This is a genomic window from Mesorhizobium sp. NPDC059025 (assembly GCF_042739655.1).
Taxonomy (GTDB): domain Bacteria; phylum Pseudomonadota; class Alphaproteobacteria; order Rhizobiales; family Rhizobiaceae; genus Mesorhizobium.
This window is the reverse complement of the sequence record NZ_JBHYIM010000026.1, coordinates 1-16211: the sequence shown is the minus strand read 5'-3', so window position 1 is coordinate 16211 and position 16211 is coordinate 1. Positions and strand designations below refer to the sequence as shown.

Genomic DNA, 16211 nt, shown 5'->3' with positions numbered 1-16211 from the left:
CTGATGGGCTATTACAACCCGATCTATGTCTATGGCGTCGACCGCTTCCTGACCGAGGCCAGGACCAGTGGCATAGACGGGCTGATCATCGTCGATCTGTCGGCGGAGATGGATGAGGAACTGTGCATCCCGGCGCTGAAGGCCGGCATCAACTTCATCCGCCTGGCCACGCCGACCACCGACGACAGGCGCCTGCCCAAGGTGCTCGAGAACACTTCCGGTTTCGTCTACTACGTGTCGATGACCGGCACCACCGGCTCCGGTCGGGCGAACAGCACCAAGGTGGCGACCGCAGTACAGCGCATCAAGCAGCACACCGAACTGCCGGTCTGCGTCGGCTTCGGCATATCGTCCGTCGACGAGGTCGCGGCGTTTGCAGGCTTTGCCGATGGCGTGGTGGTGGGCACGGCGATTGTCAGCACCATCGAACGCGGCACGCAAAGTGGCACGCCGGTGGAAGATGTCAGCGCGTTTGTCGCACAACTGCGCAGCGCCACGGCCGCCGCTTAGGCGATCTTGCCCTCAGGACGAGGTTGCCTCAGCGCTAATCCGACAGGCTCCTAATCAATCCTCCAGCAATATCCGCTCGTCGTCGGAAAGGGCGGCGAAGGCCTCCCGCGCCTCGGCCGGCGTGGTCTGGCCGTCGATGGCACCCTCGACGATGTCGCGCGTCGCATGATAGGCGGCACCGCGCCGCGACTGCGGCCAGTCGATGAGTATATCAGCAGCGCCCTGGACGGACGTCACCAGTCGGGAGGAAGCGCCTGATATCCCGGTCCTGATCCGCACCGGAACGTCGAAGGGCAAGCCGCCATCCATGGCGTCGCTGATGTCGACGGTGATCCCGGCGAGGATCTTGGCTTCCCGGGCCGCCTCGGCGAAAGCCTCGCGGGCAACATTCGGCTGCTGCTCGCCATGCAGGACAGCCAGGCACACCGTTCTTGCGTGGACATGGGTTGCGGTTCCCTGCCGGGGCCAGCGGTTGATGAGCAGATGCGCGGCTTCGCGGGCGTTGGAAACCCTATGAACGGTCCTCACCGTGCCGACGATGACAGGGATTGGTTTGTCGAACCATCCTTTCTGCATGAGAGTCCTCCCGACGCTGTGACGATAAGAGGTCAACGCAGCCGGCGCGGCGAGGTTGCATGATTGCCTGGCCGGGGCCCGGCCTAGCCATTCAACGCATCCAGCGACGTCTTCAGCTTCTCCTGCAGCACCGAGCGTGCCATCCACCAGTCGCTGCTTCTCACGGGCACCCTGGCCGTCATCGAGATGCTGGTATCGCCGAGCGTTTCGACCAGGATTTCGGGCCTGGTGCCGGGCGGCGAGAATTCGGTTTCGAGCGCAGGCGACACCTTTGATCGGACGACGTCGAGATCGGCGTTGCGCGGGACGTTGAAGGTGATCTCCACCATCCGCGAAGGCTCGCGCGTGTAGTTGAGGATCCTGGCGTTCGACAGCTTGGAGTTCGGCACGAAGATGTAGACGCCGTCGCGCGTCCTCAGCTGCGCGGAGAACAGGCCGACCTCGACGACCGTGCCGACAATGCCGTCGGCATCGATGAAGTCGCCGGTGTTGAAAGGGCGCAGGAACACCAGCATGATGCCGGCGGCGATGTTCGACAAGGTGCCCTGCAGGGCCAGGGCGACAGCCAGACCTGCAGCACCCAGCACCGCCAGGATCGACGCCGTCTGCACACCAAACTGGCCAAGCACGACGATGATCGTCACCGCCATGATGGCGTAGTGGATCGACTGGCCGACGATCGGCACGATGGTCTGGTCCTGCTGGACGCTGCGCGACAGTAGCACCATGGCATAGCGGGAAACGATCCTGGCGATGAACCAGCCAGCGGCCAGCACCAGGAGTGCAACAAGCAGGGACCAGAGATTGGAGATGAGCCAGGCCGTCGAGACCCCAGGAATCACGTCATCATTCACAAGACACTCCCTCGGCTGAGCCCCCTTCCGATAAGGGCAGAATTGCCGGGAAGGTTGCATAGGGTTGCAGCAATGCCAAAACGCTCCGTGTGCTGCGCCGGAAGGATCGCTTCAACCGAAGAGGCCCTTCGACCTCAGGCACTGGTACTCCGAACGTGCCGCTCGGGCCAGTTTCCATAATAAGAAATTCCGCCCGGACCGGAACCGGCCAGAACCAGGAAGCCACCGGCAAGCGCCAGGTTCTTCATCAGGACGGAAGGTTCGTGGATGTGGACGACGACGGCGGTGACAACACACCAGGTGGCAAACAGGATGCTGATCGCGCGGATCTGGAAACCGATCACCAAAGCCAGACCGCCGATGATTTCGCACAGCGCCATCAGCCAGGTCAGTGTGGTTGGCGCTGGCAGGCCGAGACCGTCGAGATAGGTGGCCAGATCGGGGATGTTCCAGAATTTCTGCAGGCCGGAAACCAGGAACAGGAAGGCGAGCAGGCAGCGCCCGATCAGCAGCGTGAAGTCGTCCATCTCGTCCATGTGGCTTCCATCCATCGACCGGCCCTGGTCTCCACGCCCTGTGTATGAGGAGACACCGAAAGCCGCACGATTATTCCCCTCGCCGGCCAGACAATTTGTCTTGAACGGGGAGTGAGGCGATATCCCGCAGGCGAGACGGTGCGTTCGAGGCTGGGAACACGCCCGCGCGGGATCAGCTCGTCAGCGGCCCCCGCCCTGGATACCTTTCATTCAAGAATGCTGATGTACAGAAGGCGGATCGGCGTTCCGCAGCCGGAGCACGCGACAAGCGAATGCCAGCGCCTTTAGAGGAGCCGCATTGGGCCGGTCCCGCATCATCACCATTGCCAGCTGCCTCGCCATCCTGGCGGGCGGGCTGCCGATCCTGGCGACGTTCTACATGTCGTGGAGGATCGTCGAGACCCGCCGGCTGACGCAGCTTTCCGATCTCGCCGGCTACGCGCTGGCGCGCACCCAGGCGACGTTCGCGGACGCCACCGATGCCCTGGAGCAGGCGAAACAGCTGACGGAACCCGCCTGTTCGCCAGCGCATGTCGAGGCCTTGCGCCGGATCGTCGTCAACACGCGTTCCGTCGAGGACGTCGGCTATTTCGACAACGGCACGCTTCAGTGCAGTTCATGGGGGAAGCCGGCAATTTCTGTGGCCCGCTCACCCGTCGACATCACCATGAGCAACGGCATCGGCGTGACGGCCAGCCTTCGCCCCGCCATAAGCGGCGGTACCCCTCAGATGGGCTTCCACGCCGGCGCCTATGTCGCACTGACCAACCCCGCGCGCTTCATCGACATCCCGGCAGGCAAGGATACGAAACTCGCCGTCCTGGCCGGCACGACAGAGGTGGTCGGCACCCTGCACGACCCGGACCAGCAACTGGTCCGCAAGCTGGCTGCCGGCACGACGCCAACCGGCCCGTTCCTGCATGACACCGCGCAGGATCGGGACTGGACCGTTGTCGCTACCGCGCCGAAGGTCGACGTCTTTCGCGACCTCGGCGACGATCTGAAGCGGCTCCTGCCAGCGGGTGCCGCCACGTCGCTGCTGATGGTCGGCCTCGTCGTGTGGCTGTCACGGCGACGCCTGTCCCTGCTCGGCGAGCTGACGACGGCGATCCGACGCCGCGAGTTCATCGTCCACTACCAGCCGATCATCGAACTGAAGAGCGGCATATGCGTCGGCGCCGAGACATTGGTGCGCTGGCGGCGCAGCAATGGCGAAACCGTCCGGCCGGATATCTTCATTCCGCTGGCCGAAGAGAACGGGCTGATCGAGGCCATCACGCAGCAGGTCATCGAGATGGCGGTGACCGAACTGAAAGACATCCTCGCCGCCGATCGCTCATTGCACATCGCCATCAACCTTGCCGCCGACGACATCCGCTCCGGCCGCGTGCTGCCTTTCATGGCCAGGCTGCTGGACGCCAATGACGTTCATCCGCAGCAACTCTGGCTGGAAGCGACGGAACGCGGCTTCATGAACGCGGCACAGGCCCGCACCACGCTGGAAAAGGCGAGACAGTCGGGCCACTCGGTCGCCATCGACGACTTCGGCACCGGCTATTCGAGCCTGCAATATCTGCAGGACCTGCCGCTCGATGCGCTGAAGATCGACAAGTCCTTCGTCGACATCATCGGCACCGACGCCGCCACCAGCGCGATCACGCCCCACATCATCGACATCGCGAAAACGCTGGACCTGTTCATCGTTGCGGAGGGTGTCGAGCGGCAGGAGCAGGCCGACTACCTGTCGCAGCGCGGCGTGCACTATGCGCAGGGCTGGCTGTTCTCCAGGCCTCTGCCCAGAGCCGAATTCATCGAATACTACCGGAACCGCCAGCAGGCGAAGGGATCGGCGCCGGCGGTCATCCAGCGTCCCGAGGGCAGGCATTCTGCAGGCGGCGCCAGCTGATCGCTGCCATTGCGGCGAGATACCAGGACGCTAGCGGCCCAGCGGCCGGCGCGAGAGCTCGATCAACTCCTTCTCGTCGCGAATGCCGAGCTGGTAGTTGGCGATGATGCGCGAGGCGCGCTTTTCCCTGTCGTCGGCGGTCTCGCCATCGACAGCCGTCGCGGCATAGACCTTCATGAGCAGGTCGACCTCGTCGGGCAACAGCACCGCGGCATCTTCAAGCTTTTGTCTGATAGGCACGTCTTATACCTCGCAAACGGACTTCAGCGAACGAGCCGGCATGTCATCCAAATGTGCAATTTGTGGGACCTGACCACCGTTTCCGCAACCCGGAAGCGTTCGAAAGCTCGGCGGACAGCTGAAGACTGCGCCGGCTGGCTCAAACCATGCAACTGCCAGCCGTAGCCACGGGCGCTGCCTGTCCGGCTATGGTGGAGATTGTCGAGGAGGAAGCCATGCTCAGGATCGGTTCCATCGTCTGGGGCGTGCGCGATGTGCCGCGCGCCATCGCATTCTGGTGCGCCGCGCTGAACTACAAGCCGTTGCGGGAGCCGTCGCCGGACTGGGCCATCCTTGTGCCGGCCGAAGGACCGGGACAGCAGATGGCGATCACCGTCGTCTCCTCCGATGCCGCCACGCACCAGCGCCATCATCTCGATCTCTATGCATCCGACCAGGAAGCCGAGGTCGAGCGGCTGCTGTCGCTTGGCGCGCGGCGGGTGGACTGGCGCTATCCGGAAGGCGCGGACTATGTCGTGCTTGCCGATCCTGACGGAAACACGTTCTGCGTCGTGGAGAAGCAGGCATAGCCAACGGACCGGCCGCGCAATCCGGGCACATCCCATGGGCGCTTGTTAGAATCGTGGAAAGCTGTTCTGGTCCGGCCGCGGAGAATATCAGGCAATCGAGGGCCGGCATGCAACTACATCAAAAGGGCGTCGAACTGCTTGTCACCTTGATGGATGCGATCGACCATCAGGACAAGCTGAAGCCGACCGACGTCGACTGGTTGCTGCGGGAATCGGCGCATGTGCTGGGCGAGCTGCTGAAGCGCGATGTCCCTGTCGACAGGCGGGGCGAAATCGCCAACCAGCCGTAAGAGGCCGAAGATCGGCCTGCCCGGGGCTACGCCAGAGCATTTTGTAGCCAAGTGGAATCACTTGGCGTTACAAAAATGCGACGAAAACAAAAACTTAGAGCGGTTCCGCGTTTCCGTGAAAAACGGAAACGCTCTAGGCGACACGAATTTTGGAACGGACTGCCGACGTCACAAGTTTCGAAAGAGCCGATGATCTTCCCTGTCGGCATACCCCCGCCGGCCCGGTGCGTTGTCCCTCATTCCGTATCGGGCCGGTTTGGCGCCGCATGGCCCGGCCTTCAGCTGAAACCAGCCGGCACGAATGCCAGGGCCAGGATATGCGACGAGATCGAAACCCGCATCTCGATACGCCGGCCGTTTGCAAGGGCAACCACGCCCGCCGCAAGATCAACCGCTATGTCCTCGAAGCCGAGTACCCTGCCATCAAGCGGGAAACTCGCCTTGTAGGCTGCTTCCTTGGCCGCGAAAGCGATCTTGCCGGCGATGGCCGCATCGCACCCGTCCAGCCGGTCGCGCGGGTTCAGGACAACAGGCTCGAGCTCCGGCGGCAAGGGCAGCGTTGGCTCGATGTCGACGCCGACAGCGCGCATGGTTTGGCTGCGCGCGGCAACGGCCATCGCGAAGTCGGCATCATGGGCGATAGACCCGACCACGCCGGCCGGCCAGACCGGCTCGCCTGTCTTGCCGCGCGCAATCGCAACGCCGGGATGTCCCAGTTGCCGCAGCAGCCGGCGGGCCAGCAATCGGCCGGCACCGCTGGCATCGCGCGCGGCCGTCGCCCTGGACAGGATCGTTGCGCTTTCAGCAGGCAGGATATGGCTTGCGTCGCCCATCTCGATGCGGCGGCAGCCGACAAGCAGGCCGGGTGGCGCGAGCATCGCCAGCGCCTGTTCCAATGTGCTGGCCTGGTGCTGAGAAACCGGTCCGGCAATCATGATGCCGCGCTCACGGCCTAGCGGCGAAGGTCGAGCTCGGCGATCATTTCGCCATCCTCGTCCAGTCCCTGCTCGACGAAGCCGAACGACGCGTAGAGTCGCCGCGCCGCTGTGTTGGCAGGCTCGTAGCAGATCGAGACCTTGCGCACATGCGCCAGGCCTGCGATTTCGCTGAGCGCCGCCGCGATGCCGGCGCGGCCGAGACCCCTTCCCTGCTCGCGGCGATCGATCATGAAGCGATAGATGTTTGCCTCGTCGTCGTTGGAAGCATCGTACATCAGGAAGCCGACGACACGGCCATCGGCCACGACCGCGCGCGGAACCGCATCGCTGTCCTCGCCGGCCTCCTCCAGCGAGTCGGCGTTTGAAGCGACGAAGTCGTGCTGGCCGGGCAGCAGTTCGAGGGCAAGGATCGCCCGGCGGTTCCGGTCGGTGACCGGCTCCAGCACCACCGAAGACGCCTTGCCCGTGCCCATCAGGCGCGGACCTTCTGCTCGACGATCGGCGTGACGATGCCGTGCAGCTTGGCCGGGTTGCCGCGCCAGACGGTGTTGGGTTCCAGCACCTCGCCCTTCATGACGAAGCAGTCGACGTCGGCGACCGAGCCTTCGCCCATCACCACGGCGTAGTGCACGAAGGCGGCCGGCGCCAGCGTGCAGCCGTTGCCGATGCGGATGTAGTCGGACTTGAAGGCGCCTTCCTCCAGCGAGTGCGCCTGGATCACGCAGCTTTCGTTGAGCGTGACGTCGTCGCCGATCTCGACCAGCGAGCGCTCGGTGATGATGGAGCCGCCGTCATAAAGCCGCTTGCCGACCTTGACGCCGACCGCGCGCATGATGAGCGGCTTGAAAGGCGTACCGGCGAACAGGCGCATGATAGGCGAATCCGACAGCTTCCAATGGCGTTCATGGCGCCAGAAGATCGGATCGTAGATCGTCGCCATGCGCGGCTTCAGGCGCCGGAAGCCGAGGCTGATGCGCTCCAGGAAGATGTAGAACGGGATGGCGATCGCCGAGGTGAGGAACACCGCCACGAACAGCGCCGTCTGGCCCCATTCGGTGTAGTAGTTCAGCGCCCGGTCCCAGATGGCCAGCGTCAGGAACAGGATCAGCCATTGCGAGAACACGAACAGCAGTGCCGATATGCCGTTGTGCAGGTTCTTGAGCGGCAGGCGGCGCTTGCGTTCCTCGTCGGAGATCAGCCCGAGCAGTTCCTTGTCGCGGTTGACGATGCGCGGGATCTCGAAGGGCGGCGAGCCGAGCAGGCCGACATTCTCGCGGACCGGACCGTCGACAGGCACATGCACCTTGGTGCCGAGCAGCACGTTGTAGCCGGTGCGCGAATCCGGCGAGTAGATGATGTTGTTGCCGAAGAAGTTGCGATCGCCCACCTTTGTATGTTCGAGGCGGAACGAGTTGGCCGACTTCTGCATGTTGATCATGAACAGGCCGTCGGACACCATGGTCTCCGAGCCGATCTCGCTCAACTGCGGGTTTTCATGGCGCTGGTTGGTGCCGAAGTTGGAGCCGGTCTGCTCGACCTTGTTCAGCTTCCAGCCGATGGCGCGCAGATAATAGACGATCGCCGATGAATCGCCGAACAGCGTGTTGAGCAGGCGCACATTGCTGACCATCTCCAGCATCGACTGCAGCCAGTAATGGAAGCCGTAGAGCGAATAGTTGCGTCCCGGCTTCAGGAACAGGTTGAACAGGCGTGGCAGGATGGCCGCCAGCAGCACGCCGCCGACGATGAAACCGGCGACCGTGACCGTGGTGCCGATGGCAACGATACCGATGGTCTCCTGATAGTCGTCGCTGACGTTTTCCCAGAAGGTGTGGAACAGCAGCGGGAACGGCGTGACGATGGTGAACAGGATAACGAGCTGGATCAGCTCGTAGATGACCCGGCGCGCACTGGAGATCGGCACGTTGGAAATCGGCGAATAGTCGGCGGTGGTCGGGATGGCCGGCGAGCCGTGCCAATGTTCACCGGCCGGGATCGCCTGGCCGCGATGCAGCGACGAGGCATGGCCGAGCTGGGAACCGGATTCCATGCGGGTGTCGATGTCGAGCGTGGAGCCGACGCCGACAAAGGCGTTGTCGCCGATATGAACCGGCCCCGTATGGATGTAGCCGGCCTGGGCGCGGAAGCCCAGCACGCTGGATTCCTTGCGCAGGATGGTGTTGTCGCCGATGGTGATCAGGTCGGTGCAGACCGGCACGGAACGGCACTCGATCACGGTGCGGTCACCAAGGCGCGCGCCGAGCAGGCGCAGATACAGGCTGTAGAGCGGGCTGCCGCGGAACAGCACCACCGGCGCGGTGCGGATCAGCGTCTTGACGACCCAGAAGCGGTAGTAGCGCCAGCCCCAGATCGGGAAGGTTTCCGCCTTCCAGCGGCCGACCAGCACCCATTTGAGCACGACGGCCGCGCCGGTCAGGCCAAAGAACATGCCCGCCGACAGGATCACGCAGCGCATGTAAAGCGTGACCGGATCGTCGAGCGCGTCATAGACCCAGTCGAGGCCGTCGTTGAAGGCCCACAGCGACAGGTAGCTGTAGGCGGCATAGAACGCGAGCTGCAGGAAGCCGGTGCCCCAGTACTGCAGGTTGGTCGCCTTGTGGGTGAGCATCGGCTCGTTGGCCGCGACCGCCACTTCCGCCGGCGCGCGCAGGTGATCCGCCAGCTTGGCGACCGTCGGATGCAGGTAGATGTCGCGCATCGAGGCGGTCGACCAGTCCGGCCTGCCACGGACGCGGGCACAGAACCGGGCCATGAGCAGGGAGTTGGCGCCGAGATCGTCGAAGAAATGATCCTCGATCGAGACCCCTTCGAACTTCAGGACATCGGCCAGCGTCTCGGCGAGGAACTTCTCGTCGTCGTTGCGGTAGTCGACCATCGCATTGCCGGCGGTGACGCGAACGCTGGTCGGCTTCGGCAGCTTGCGCAGGTCGGCCTTGTTGGAGACCGTCATCGGGATCGCGTCAAGGCGCTCCAGATAGGCCGGCACCATATAGTCGGGCAGACGCCGCTTCAGCTCCTGCGCCAGCAACGTGCGGTCGATCTCGACGACATCGCTCTTGGGCGCGAAATAGGCGACGAGCTCGGTGCGCTCCGGCTCGATCTCCCATGTGGTCACCGCCGCCTGGCCGATGCCGGGCTGGTCGAGCAGAACGGCCTCGATCTCGCCCAGTTCGATGCGGTAGCCGCGGATCTTGACCTGGGTGTCGATGCGGCCGCGATATTCGATCTCGCCCTTGTCGTTGATGCGGCCGAGATCGCCGGTGCGGTAGATGCGCCCGCTCGGATTGTTGGGCAGGCCGATGAAATCCTCGATGAACTTCTGCTCGGTCAGTTCCGGCCGGTTGAGATAGCCGACGGCGACGCCCATGCCGCCGATGCAGATCTCGCCCAGTTCGTCGCCGGTGAGCAGACGCGGTTTTTCCGGGTCGAGGATGGCGATGGAATAGGTCGGCAGCGGCACGCCGATGGTCACCGGCTCATCCGGCTTGAGATAGGCCATGGTGGCAGTGACGGTCGCCTCGGTCGGGCCATAGGTGTTGAGGATCTGTCGGCCGGGTGCTGCCCAGCGGTTCACCAGCTTCTGCGAACAGGCCTCGCCGCCGACCAGGATGGCGCGCAGGCTCGGCACATCGCTTTCGACCGACGACAGCAGTGTCGGGCTGCAGGCCATGCAGGTGATGTGATGGAGGCGCAGGAAGTCGGCGAGTTCCTCGCCGACGAGCGGCTGCTGGCCTGGTGCCGGAACCACCGTGGCGCCGGCGGCAAACGCCACCCAGATCTCTTCCGACGAGAAGTCGAAAGCAATCGTCATGCCCTGGTAGATGCGGTCGCTGGGCTTGTAGCCATAGGAAGCCGCGGCGACGCGGATGAAGTTGCAGAAGCTCTGATGGGTGACGACCACGCCCTTCGGCTTGCCGGTGGTACCGGAGGTGTAGAGGATGTAGCAGGTGTGATCCTGAACGCCCTGCCGCGAAGGCACCCGCGAGGGTAGCGTTTCAGGCTTCAGCGCGATCTCAGAGGCGGCGGAATCGATGGAGATGTGCGGAACCGGCAGTTTTTCGACGCGCGCCGCATAGGCCGAGACGCTGATGACCAGCGACACCGAGGCGTCCTCGATGATCATCGCCATGCGCTCCACCGGGAAGGCGGTGGCCAGCGGCACGAAGGCGGCACCGGCCTTCAGCACCGCCAGGATGGCGACATAGGTCTCGGCGGACCGGTCCAGCAGCAGCCCGACCCGGTCTCCCGGCCTGATGCCGCGTTCGATCAGCAGATGGGCGAACTGGTTGGCGCGGTTGTCCATCTCGCGATAGGACCAGACCCGGCCGTCGGAGATCACCGCAGGCGCGCTGTCGAACCGGCCGGCGAGTTCGGCGAAAAACTGGTCGAGCCGCTCATCCGGCTTGCCCTTGCGGACGAAATCCGGACCGATCAGCAGCTGCCTGGCCGGCGGCGGCCCTTCCGGAGCCTCGGCCTTCCTGGCTGTGCGAGGTTTGCGAGGTGCCTTGACTGCTTCACTGGACATTTGGATATCGACGTTTCGGGCCTGAGGTTCACGCGGGATCGCGCTCGGAAAAATGCCTTAGCCGGTTGTTGCCATTACAACTATGACACCCGGAACCGAAGGCAATTCTGCCTGTGGATTGCGGCCGGCAGCGCCCTCTGGTGCCGAATAAAGGCAAATCTATGCCATAATCGGCCGAGGCGTGAAGACTCATGGGGCAAGAGCTGCGGAACGCATTCATGCCCTTGCCACAATTTGGTTTAAACGACTGCGGGCTTTGCCGCGCTGAGCAGATTCAGAGTGGCTTCGCACAGGCTTCGTCAACTTGGTCATTGTTCTGTCGCGGGTTCTGATCACAAAACCGTGTGTCACTTTGCGGCTCAGGGGTTGCAACAAACATCATGAATGATGCCGAAGCTCAGGTCGAAGAGCAGAATCTCGGCAGCCGTCTTTCACGGGTCATCGACCGCATCGTGGAACCGCGCGTGCTCGGGCCGATCGTCGGCGCGGTCGCCGTTGCCATCGCGTTCCTGTTCATCCGCGAGATCGGCGGCAAGATCCGTGTAAACCATACAATCGACGCCATCGCCGCCACATCCCTGTCGACGGTGGCGCCGGCACTGGCCTTCACGCTTGTCAGCCTGATGGCAATGGCCTTGTACGACGTCATGGCCATAAGGCACGTGGCGCCGGAGAAAGTGCCGGTGCCGCTCGCCCTGTTCGCCGGATTTGTCGGCTACAGCTTTTCCAATGCGATCGGCTTCCACGTTTTCGTGGGCGGTCCGGTCCGCTATCGCATCTACCAGTCGGTCGGCCTGGATGCCGCCGACGTCGGCAGGATCGTCGGCGTCTCCTTCCTGACTTTCTGGGGCGGCCTGCTCACCGTCGTCGGCATGGCGATGCTGTTCGACCCGGCCGGCGTACCGGCACTCAGCCTGATTTCACCCGTCGACGACCGCATCATCGGCGGAGCCATGCTCGCCGGCATCGTGCTGGTGTTGTTGTGGCTGTCGCAAGGCAAGCGGCAGGTCTCGGTGCTGGGATGGACATTCCCGTTCCCTTCGGCACGCAGCGCAGCGGTGCAGATCCTGATCGGCGCGGTGGATATCGGGGCAGCGGCGGCAGCGCTCTACGTGCTTCTGCCGGCCGACGTCGCACCGCCGTTCACTGTGTTCCTCGCCCTGTTCGCGGTTGCGATCATCGCCACGGTGATCAGCCATGCGCCCGGCGGCCTCGGCGTGCTCGAAGCGACGATCCTGTTCGGCCTCGGCGCCGGTACACGGCCCGACGTCATTGCCGCGCTGGTCGTCTTCCGTGTCGTCTATTATCTGTTCCCGCTGGCGCTGGCGGCGCTGGCCCTGCTCGTCTTCGAGGTCTACCGCGTGCGCAGCGCGGTCTCGACCGTGGCGGGCCGAACGGTCGCGCTGACCCGGCATATCGTGCCGCCGATCAGCGCCACGCTGGTCTTTGCCGGTGGACTGGTACTGCTTCTGTCCGGTTCGGTTCCAGCCAGCGGCGTCCGCACCGACTGGCTGAGCGATATCCTGCCCCTGCCTTTCGTCGAGGCCTCGCATCTTCTCGGCAGCGTCACCGGGCTGCTGCTCATCATCATCGCCCGTGGTCTCTATCGCCGCATCGCGCTGGCGCGCTTCGCGGCGATCGTCCTGCTTCTGACCGGTGCCGCCTTCTCCATGCTGAAGGGGCTGGACTGGGAGGAAGCGATCGTGCTGACCGCCGTCGCCGCCTCGCTGTTCATCTACAAGGACGCCTTCTACCGCAAGGGCGACTGGCGCTCGTTCCGGCTGGACGCCACCTGGATCGGCCTTTCGGCGATTGTCATGACCGCCAGCGTCATCGTCGGATTGCTGGCCTACCGGCATGTCGAATATCAATCGACGCTGTGGTGGGAATTCGCCTGGGACGGCGACGCGCCGCGCTTCCTGCGCGCCAGCATGGCCGTCGCCATCGTCGCCGCCGCGCTCGCCATCGACATGGTCATCAACCGCCCGGCCCGGCTGAAGGGTCCGGTGCTGACGCCGGTGCCGGATGCCGTGCGGCGCATCCTTACGACCTCGTCCGGCACGGAGCCTTGCGTGGCCTTGCTCGGCGACAAATCCTTCATGATCTCGCCCTGCGAGAAAGCTTTCCTGATGTATGCGCGCTCCGGCAGCAGTTGGGTCACCATGGGCGATCCTGTCGGCGACCCGCAGGCCGGCAGGACGCTGATCTGGCGTTTCGCCGAAGCCGCCGACCAGGCCGGCGCGCGTGCCGTGTTCTATTCCATCCAGCCGGAATTCCTGACCCATTATCTCGACATGAGCCTGGCCATCCTGAAGATCGGCGAAGTGGCCCGCGTCGGCCTGACCGACTTTTCGCTCGAGGGAGCCGTGCGGCAGCCGCTGCGTTATGCCTATGGAAAGTCAGCGCGCGAAGGACTCACCTTCTCCGTCATCCCGAAAGCGGACGTCGCCAGCGTCCTGCCCGAACTGCGCGCGGTCTCCGACGAATGGATGGGCAAGAAGCATGGCAGCGAAAAGGGTTTCTCGCTCGGCTATTTCGACGACGACTACATGCTTGAATTCGACTGCGCCGTGCTGCGCAAGGGCGACGACATCGTCGCCTTCGCCAATCTGTGGCGCAGCGGCGATGGCGAGGAGCTGTCGGTCGACCTGATGCGCTACAGGCGCGGCGTCTCCAAGATCATGATGGATGCGCTGTTCGCGCACATCCTGCTGCTCGGCAAGGCGGAAGGCTACAAATGGTTCAACCTGGGGGCAGCGCCGCTGTCGGGGCTTGCCGATCACCCGCTTGCCTCGACCTGGAACCGGATCGGCACCTTCATCTACAAGCGTGGCGACGAAATCTACAATTTCGAGGGCCTGCGCGCCTTCAAGCAGAAATTCGACCCGGTGTGGACGCCGCAATATCTGGCCTGTCCCGGGGGACTCGCCATGCCGCAGATCCTGCTCGATATTACAACCTTGATTTCAGGGAACCCGATCCGAATCTTCAAACGATGAAAATCCTCGCCTCCCTCCTCGCCCTGCTGATTTTTCTCTGCGGCACCGGCTTCGCCAACGCGCAATCCAATACGGCGGCATCGTCCCTTTCGGTCGAGCGGCTGCAGAACGTGCGCCTGCTGCCCGCGAAAGGCGACGCCAAGGCGATGGTGGTCTACTTCTCCGACCGCGCGGGATGGACCGCGAATGACGACACCATGACGGCAGCGCTCAGCGAAGACGGCAACGTCGTGCTCGGCGTCGATCTTGCCGCCTATGCCACGGAACTCGACAAGGCCGACGGCGTCTGCCTCTATGTCGTCGGCGAGATCACCGACCTTGCCCAGACCGCGCAGCGCCAGCTCAACATCCAGACCTATCTGCCGCCGATCGTCGCCGGCACCGGCGAAGGCGCCACATTCGCCTATGCGGCGCTGGCCGATGCACCGGCCAACACGCTGGGCGGAGCGGTCGCTTCAGGCTTTGCCGACCGGCTGACGCTGCGCCTGCCGTTCTGCCCCGGCTCGACGGCGAGCAAGACCGCCGACGGCAAGGCCTACAGCTATGCTTTCGACAAGCCGATGCCGGAGGCTGCGACCCTGTTCGTCGCCGCCGATACGCTCGACACGATCCGCACGCAGGCCGCCCAGCAGCCGAACATCACGGTGGAGGCGCTCGACGTCGACAACGCCACCACTCAGATGGTCGGCACCGTTTCCTCGCTGGTCGATGCGATCTCGCCATTCGGCAAGCTGCCCGCCGTCGACCTGCCGTCGACGACGCCGCCCAAGGCGGTCGCCATCTTCATTTCGGGTGACGGCGGCTGGCGCGACATCGACAAGACCATGGGCGAATGGCTGTCGACGCAAGCGGTCCATGTCGTCGGGCTCGACGCGCTGCATTATTTCTGGTCCAAGCGCACGCCGCAGGAACTCGCCGCCGACATCACCACGCTGATCAAGGGCGCGGACCCGCAGGCGAAGCTGCCGGTGATGCTGATCGGCTATTCCTTCGGCGCGGACACCATCCCCTTCGCCTATCCGCTGCTGTCGAAGGAGTTGCAGGACCGGACGAAGGTCCTCGGGCTGATGGCGCCAAGCCTTTCCACCTCGATGCAGGTCACCATCAGCGGCTGGCTCGGCATCGACGACAGCGGCTATCCGGTGCCGCCCGCGATCGCCGCCCTGCCGAAGGACAAGGTGCTCTGCATCTACGGCAAGGACGACGACGAGGGCGGCTGCGAGGACCCGGCTGTCAAGGACATCACCAAGATCGAGACGGATGGCGGCCATCATTTCGACGGCGAATACACCGACATAGCAAAGCGGTTCCTCGACAAGCTCTGAGCATCATCCTCCGAGGCATGCGCGCGGCGGCATCATGACGGATCGCAAGGCCGCCAGGTCAGATCCCGATCCCGGCTCTGGCTCAGCACAAGATCGGCATTGCGCAGATCGTTGCCTTCGACCTTCCGGCGCGCGACATCGGCCGAGAAGCCCAGGTCGAGCCACCGGCTCATCAGGCGGCGCTGCAATTCCCGGCGTGGCACGTCGATGAAGATGGTGCAGTCGAAATGCTGCCTGAGCATCGACCACGGCCCTGAATGGAGGGCGAGATAATTGCCCTCGACAAGCACGTATCTGACGTTCTGGCCGATCATGATCGCGCCGGCCCTCGCGACATCGAGCGCACGGTCGAACACCGGGGCAACCACGTCGGGCTCGATGCCCCTGATCCGTCGCAGCAGGATTTCGATGCCACGACAGTCGAACGTGTCGGGAGCGCCCTTGTGCTCCCTGCGGCCCAACCGGTCGAGCAGGGCGTTGTCGAAGTGGAAGCCATCGGCCTGCACGATGACGGTTTCATCCGGCGGCAGCGCTGCCGCCAGCGCTTCCGACAAGGTGGATTTTCCGGAGCCGGGTGGTCCCGCCAGAGCCGTCAGGTATCGCCTGGAGTGCTGCGCACGGTCGACGATTGCCGCCGCAAGTTCCTCTACGCTCGACATGCTCAGCCGATCTTCTGGCCGGTCTTGGCCCAGTCGGCGAGGAACTGCTCGAGCCCCTTGTCGGTGAGCGGATGCTTGACCAGGGCCTTGAGCGTGGCCGGCGGGATGGTGGCAACGTCGGCGCCGATCAGCGCGGCGCGCTTGACATGGTCCGGCGTGCGGATCGAAGCGGCCAGGATCTCGGTGTCGAAGCCGTAATTGTCATAGACCTGGCGGATCTCGGCGATCACTTCCATGCCGTCGAAGCCCATGTCGTCGAGACG

The 16211-nt window shown here is 64.1% G+C and carries 15 protein-coding genes; 6 read left to right on the top strand and 9 right to left on the bottom strand.

The annotated features are described in order from the left end of the window. On the top strand, window positions 1-510 hold a 510-nt coding region (gene trpA, locus ACFWYE_RS30805; protein ID WP_379115793.1), incomplete at its 5' end, for a tryptophan synthase subunit alpha. Between the two features lie 54 nt (window positions 511-564). On the opposite strand, the gene ACFWYE_RS30800 is transcribed toward trpA, so the two are convergent. The 3 genes from ACFWYE_RS30800 to ACFWYE_RS30790 form a co-directional block, all read right to left on the bottom strand. Further along, entirely contained in the window at window positions 565-1086 is a 522-nt protein-coding gene (locus tag ACFWYE_RS30800) for a DUF982 domain-containing protein (protein WP_379115792.1), read from the bottom strand. 83 nt (window positions 1087-1169) lie between these two features. Continuing rightward, entirely contained in the window at window positions 1170-1940 is a 771-nt protein-coding gene (locus tag ACFWYE_RS30795) for a mechanosensitive ion channel family protein (RefSeq protein WP_379115791.1), read from the bottom strand. A 134-nt stretch (window positions 1941-2074) separates the two neighbouring features. Next, window positions 2075-2491, bottom strand: coding sequence for a DoxX family protein (locus ACFWYE_RS30790; RefSeq protein ID WP_379115790.1), 417 nt, complete (start codon window positions 2489-2491; stop codon window positions 2075-2077). A gap of 283 nt (window positions 2492-2774) precedes the next feature. Here ACFWYE_RS30790 and ACFWYE_RS30785 point away from each other — a divergent pair, with 283 nt between their 5' ends. Further along, window positions 2775-4382: an EAL domain-containing protein gene (locus ACFWYE_RS30785; RefSeq protein ID WP_379115789.1), complete on the top strand. Its 1608-nt coding sequence runs from the start codon at window positions 2775-2777 to the stop codon at window positions 4380-4382. 30 nt (window positions 4383-4412) lie between these two features. Here the strand turns inward: ACFWYE_RS30785 and ACFWYE_RS30780 are convergent, their stop codons facing one another. Beyond that, window positions 4413-4622: a hypothetical protein gene (locus ACFWYE_RS30780; protein ID WP_379115788.1), complete on the bottom strand. Its 210-nt coding sequence runs from the start codon at window positions 4620-4622 to the stop codon at window positions 4413-4415. Window positions 4623-4768: 146 nt separating this feature from the next. On the opposite strand from ACFWYE_RS30780, the gene ACFWYE_RS30775 reads away from it, so the two are divergent. Then, on the top strand, window positions 4769-5191 hold the full coding sequence (locus ACFWYE_RS30775) for a VOC family protein (RefSeq protein WP_379115787.1): 423 nt from the start codon (window positions 4769-4771) through the stop codon (window positions 5189-5191). A gap of 107 nt (window positions 5192-5298) precedes the next feature. Beyond that, entirely contained in the window at window positions 5299-5481 is a 183-nt protein-coding gene (locus tag ACFWYE_RS30770; RefSeq protein WP_379115786.1) for a hypothetical protein, read from the top strand. Window positions 5482-5759: 278 nt separating this feature from the next. Here ACFWYE_RS30770 and ACFWYE_RS30765 read toward each other — a convergent pair whose 3' ends face one another. The 3 genes from ACFWYE_RS30765 to ACFWYE_RS30755 are packed head-to-tail and all read right to left on the bottom strand — an operon-like array spanning window position 5760 to window position 10965. Continuing rightward, the gene (locus ACFWYE_RS30765; RefSeq protein WP_379115785.1) at window positions 5760-6416 is read right to left on the bottom strand and encodes a 4'-phosphopantetheinyl transferase; all 657 of its coding nucleotides are present in this window, start codon (window positions 6414-6416) and stop codon (window positions 5760-5762) included. 17 nt (window positions 6417-6433) lie between these two features. Next, complete coding sequence (locus ACFWYE_RS30760) at window positions 6434-6892, bottom strand: GNAT family N-acetyltransferase (RefSeq protein WP_379115784.1); 459 nt, start codon at window positions 6890-6892, stop codon at window positions 6434-6436. Beyond that, window positions 6892-10965 (bottom strand): Pls/PosA family non-ribosomal peptide synthetase, encoded by a 4074-nt coding sequence (locus ACFWYE_RS30755; protein ID WP_379115783.1) that lies wholly within the window; start codon window positions 10963-10965, stop codon window positions 6892-6894. Before ACFWYE_RS30755 ends, ACFWYE_RS30760 begins: the two co-directional genes overlap by 1 nt. A 380-nt stretch (window positions 10966-11345) precedes the next feature. On the opposite strand from ACFWYE_RS30755, the gene mprF reads away from it, so the two are divergent. Together mprF and ACFWYE_RS30745 are read left to right on the top strand one after the other, a co-directional pair. Further along, window positions 11346-13964: a bifunctional lysylphosphatidylglycerol flippase/synthetase MprF gene (gene mprF / locus ACFWYE_RS30750; protein WP_379115782.1), complete on the top strand. Its 2619-nt coding sequence runs from the start codon at window positions 11346-11348 to the stop codon at window positions 13962-13964. Beyond that, a complete protein-coding gene (locus ACFWYE_RS30745; RefSeq protein WP_379115781.1) occupies window positions 13961-15289 on the top strand; it encodes an AcvB/VirJ family lysyl-phosphatidylglycerol hydrolase in 1329 nt (442 codons plus the stop codon). Before mprF ends, ACFWYE_RS30745 begins: the two co-directional genes overlap by 4 nt. Before the next feature lie 32 nt (window positions 15290-15321). On the opposite strand, the gene ACFWYE_RS30740 is transcribed toward ACFWYE_RS30745, so the two are convergent. After that, entirely contained in the window at window positions 15322-15948 is a 627-nt protein-coding gene (locus ACFWYE_RS30740) for a nucleoside/nucleotide kinase family protein (protein WP_379063700.1), read from the bottom strand. Between the two features lie 2 nt (window positions 15949-15950). Further along, window positions 15951-16211 (bottom strand): transaldolase family protein (locus ACFWYE_RS30735; RefSeq protein WP_379115780.1); only part of this gene is annotated, 261 nt, incomplete at its 5' end.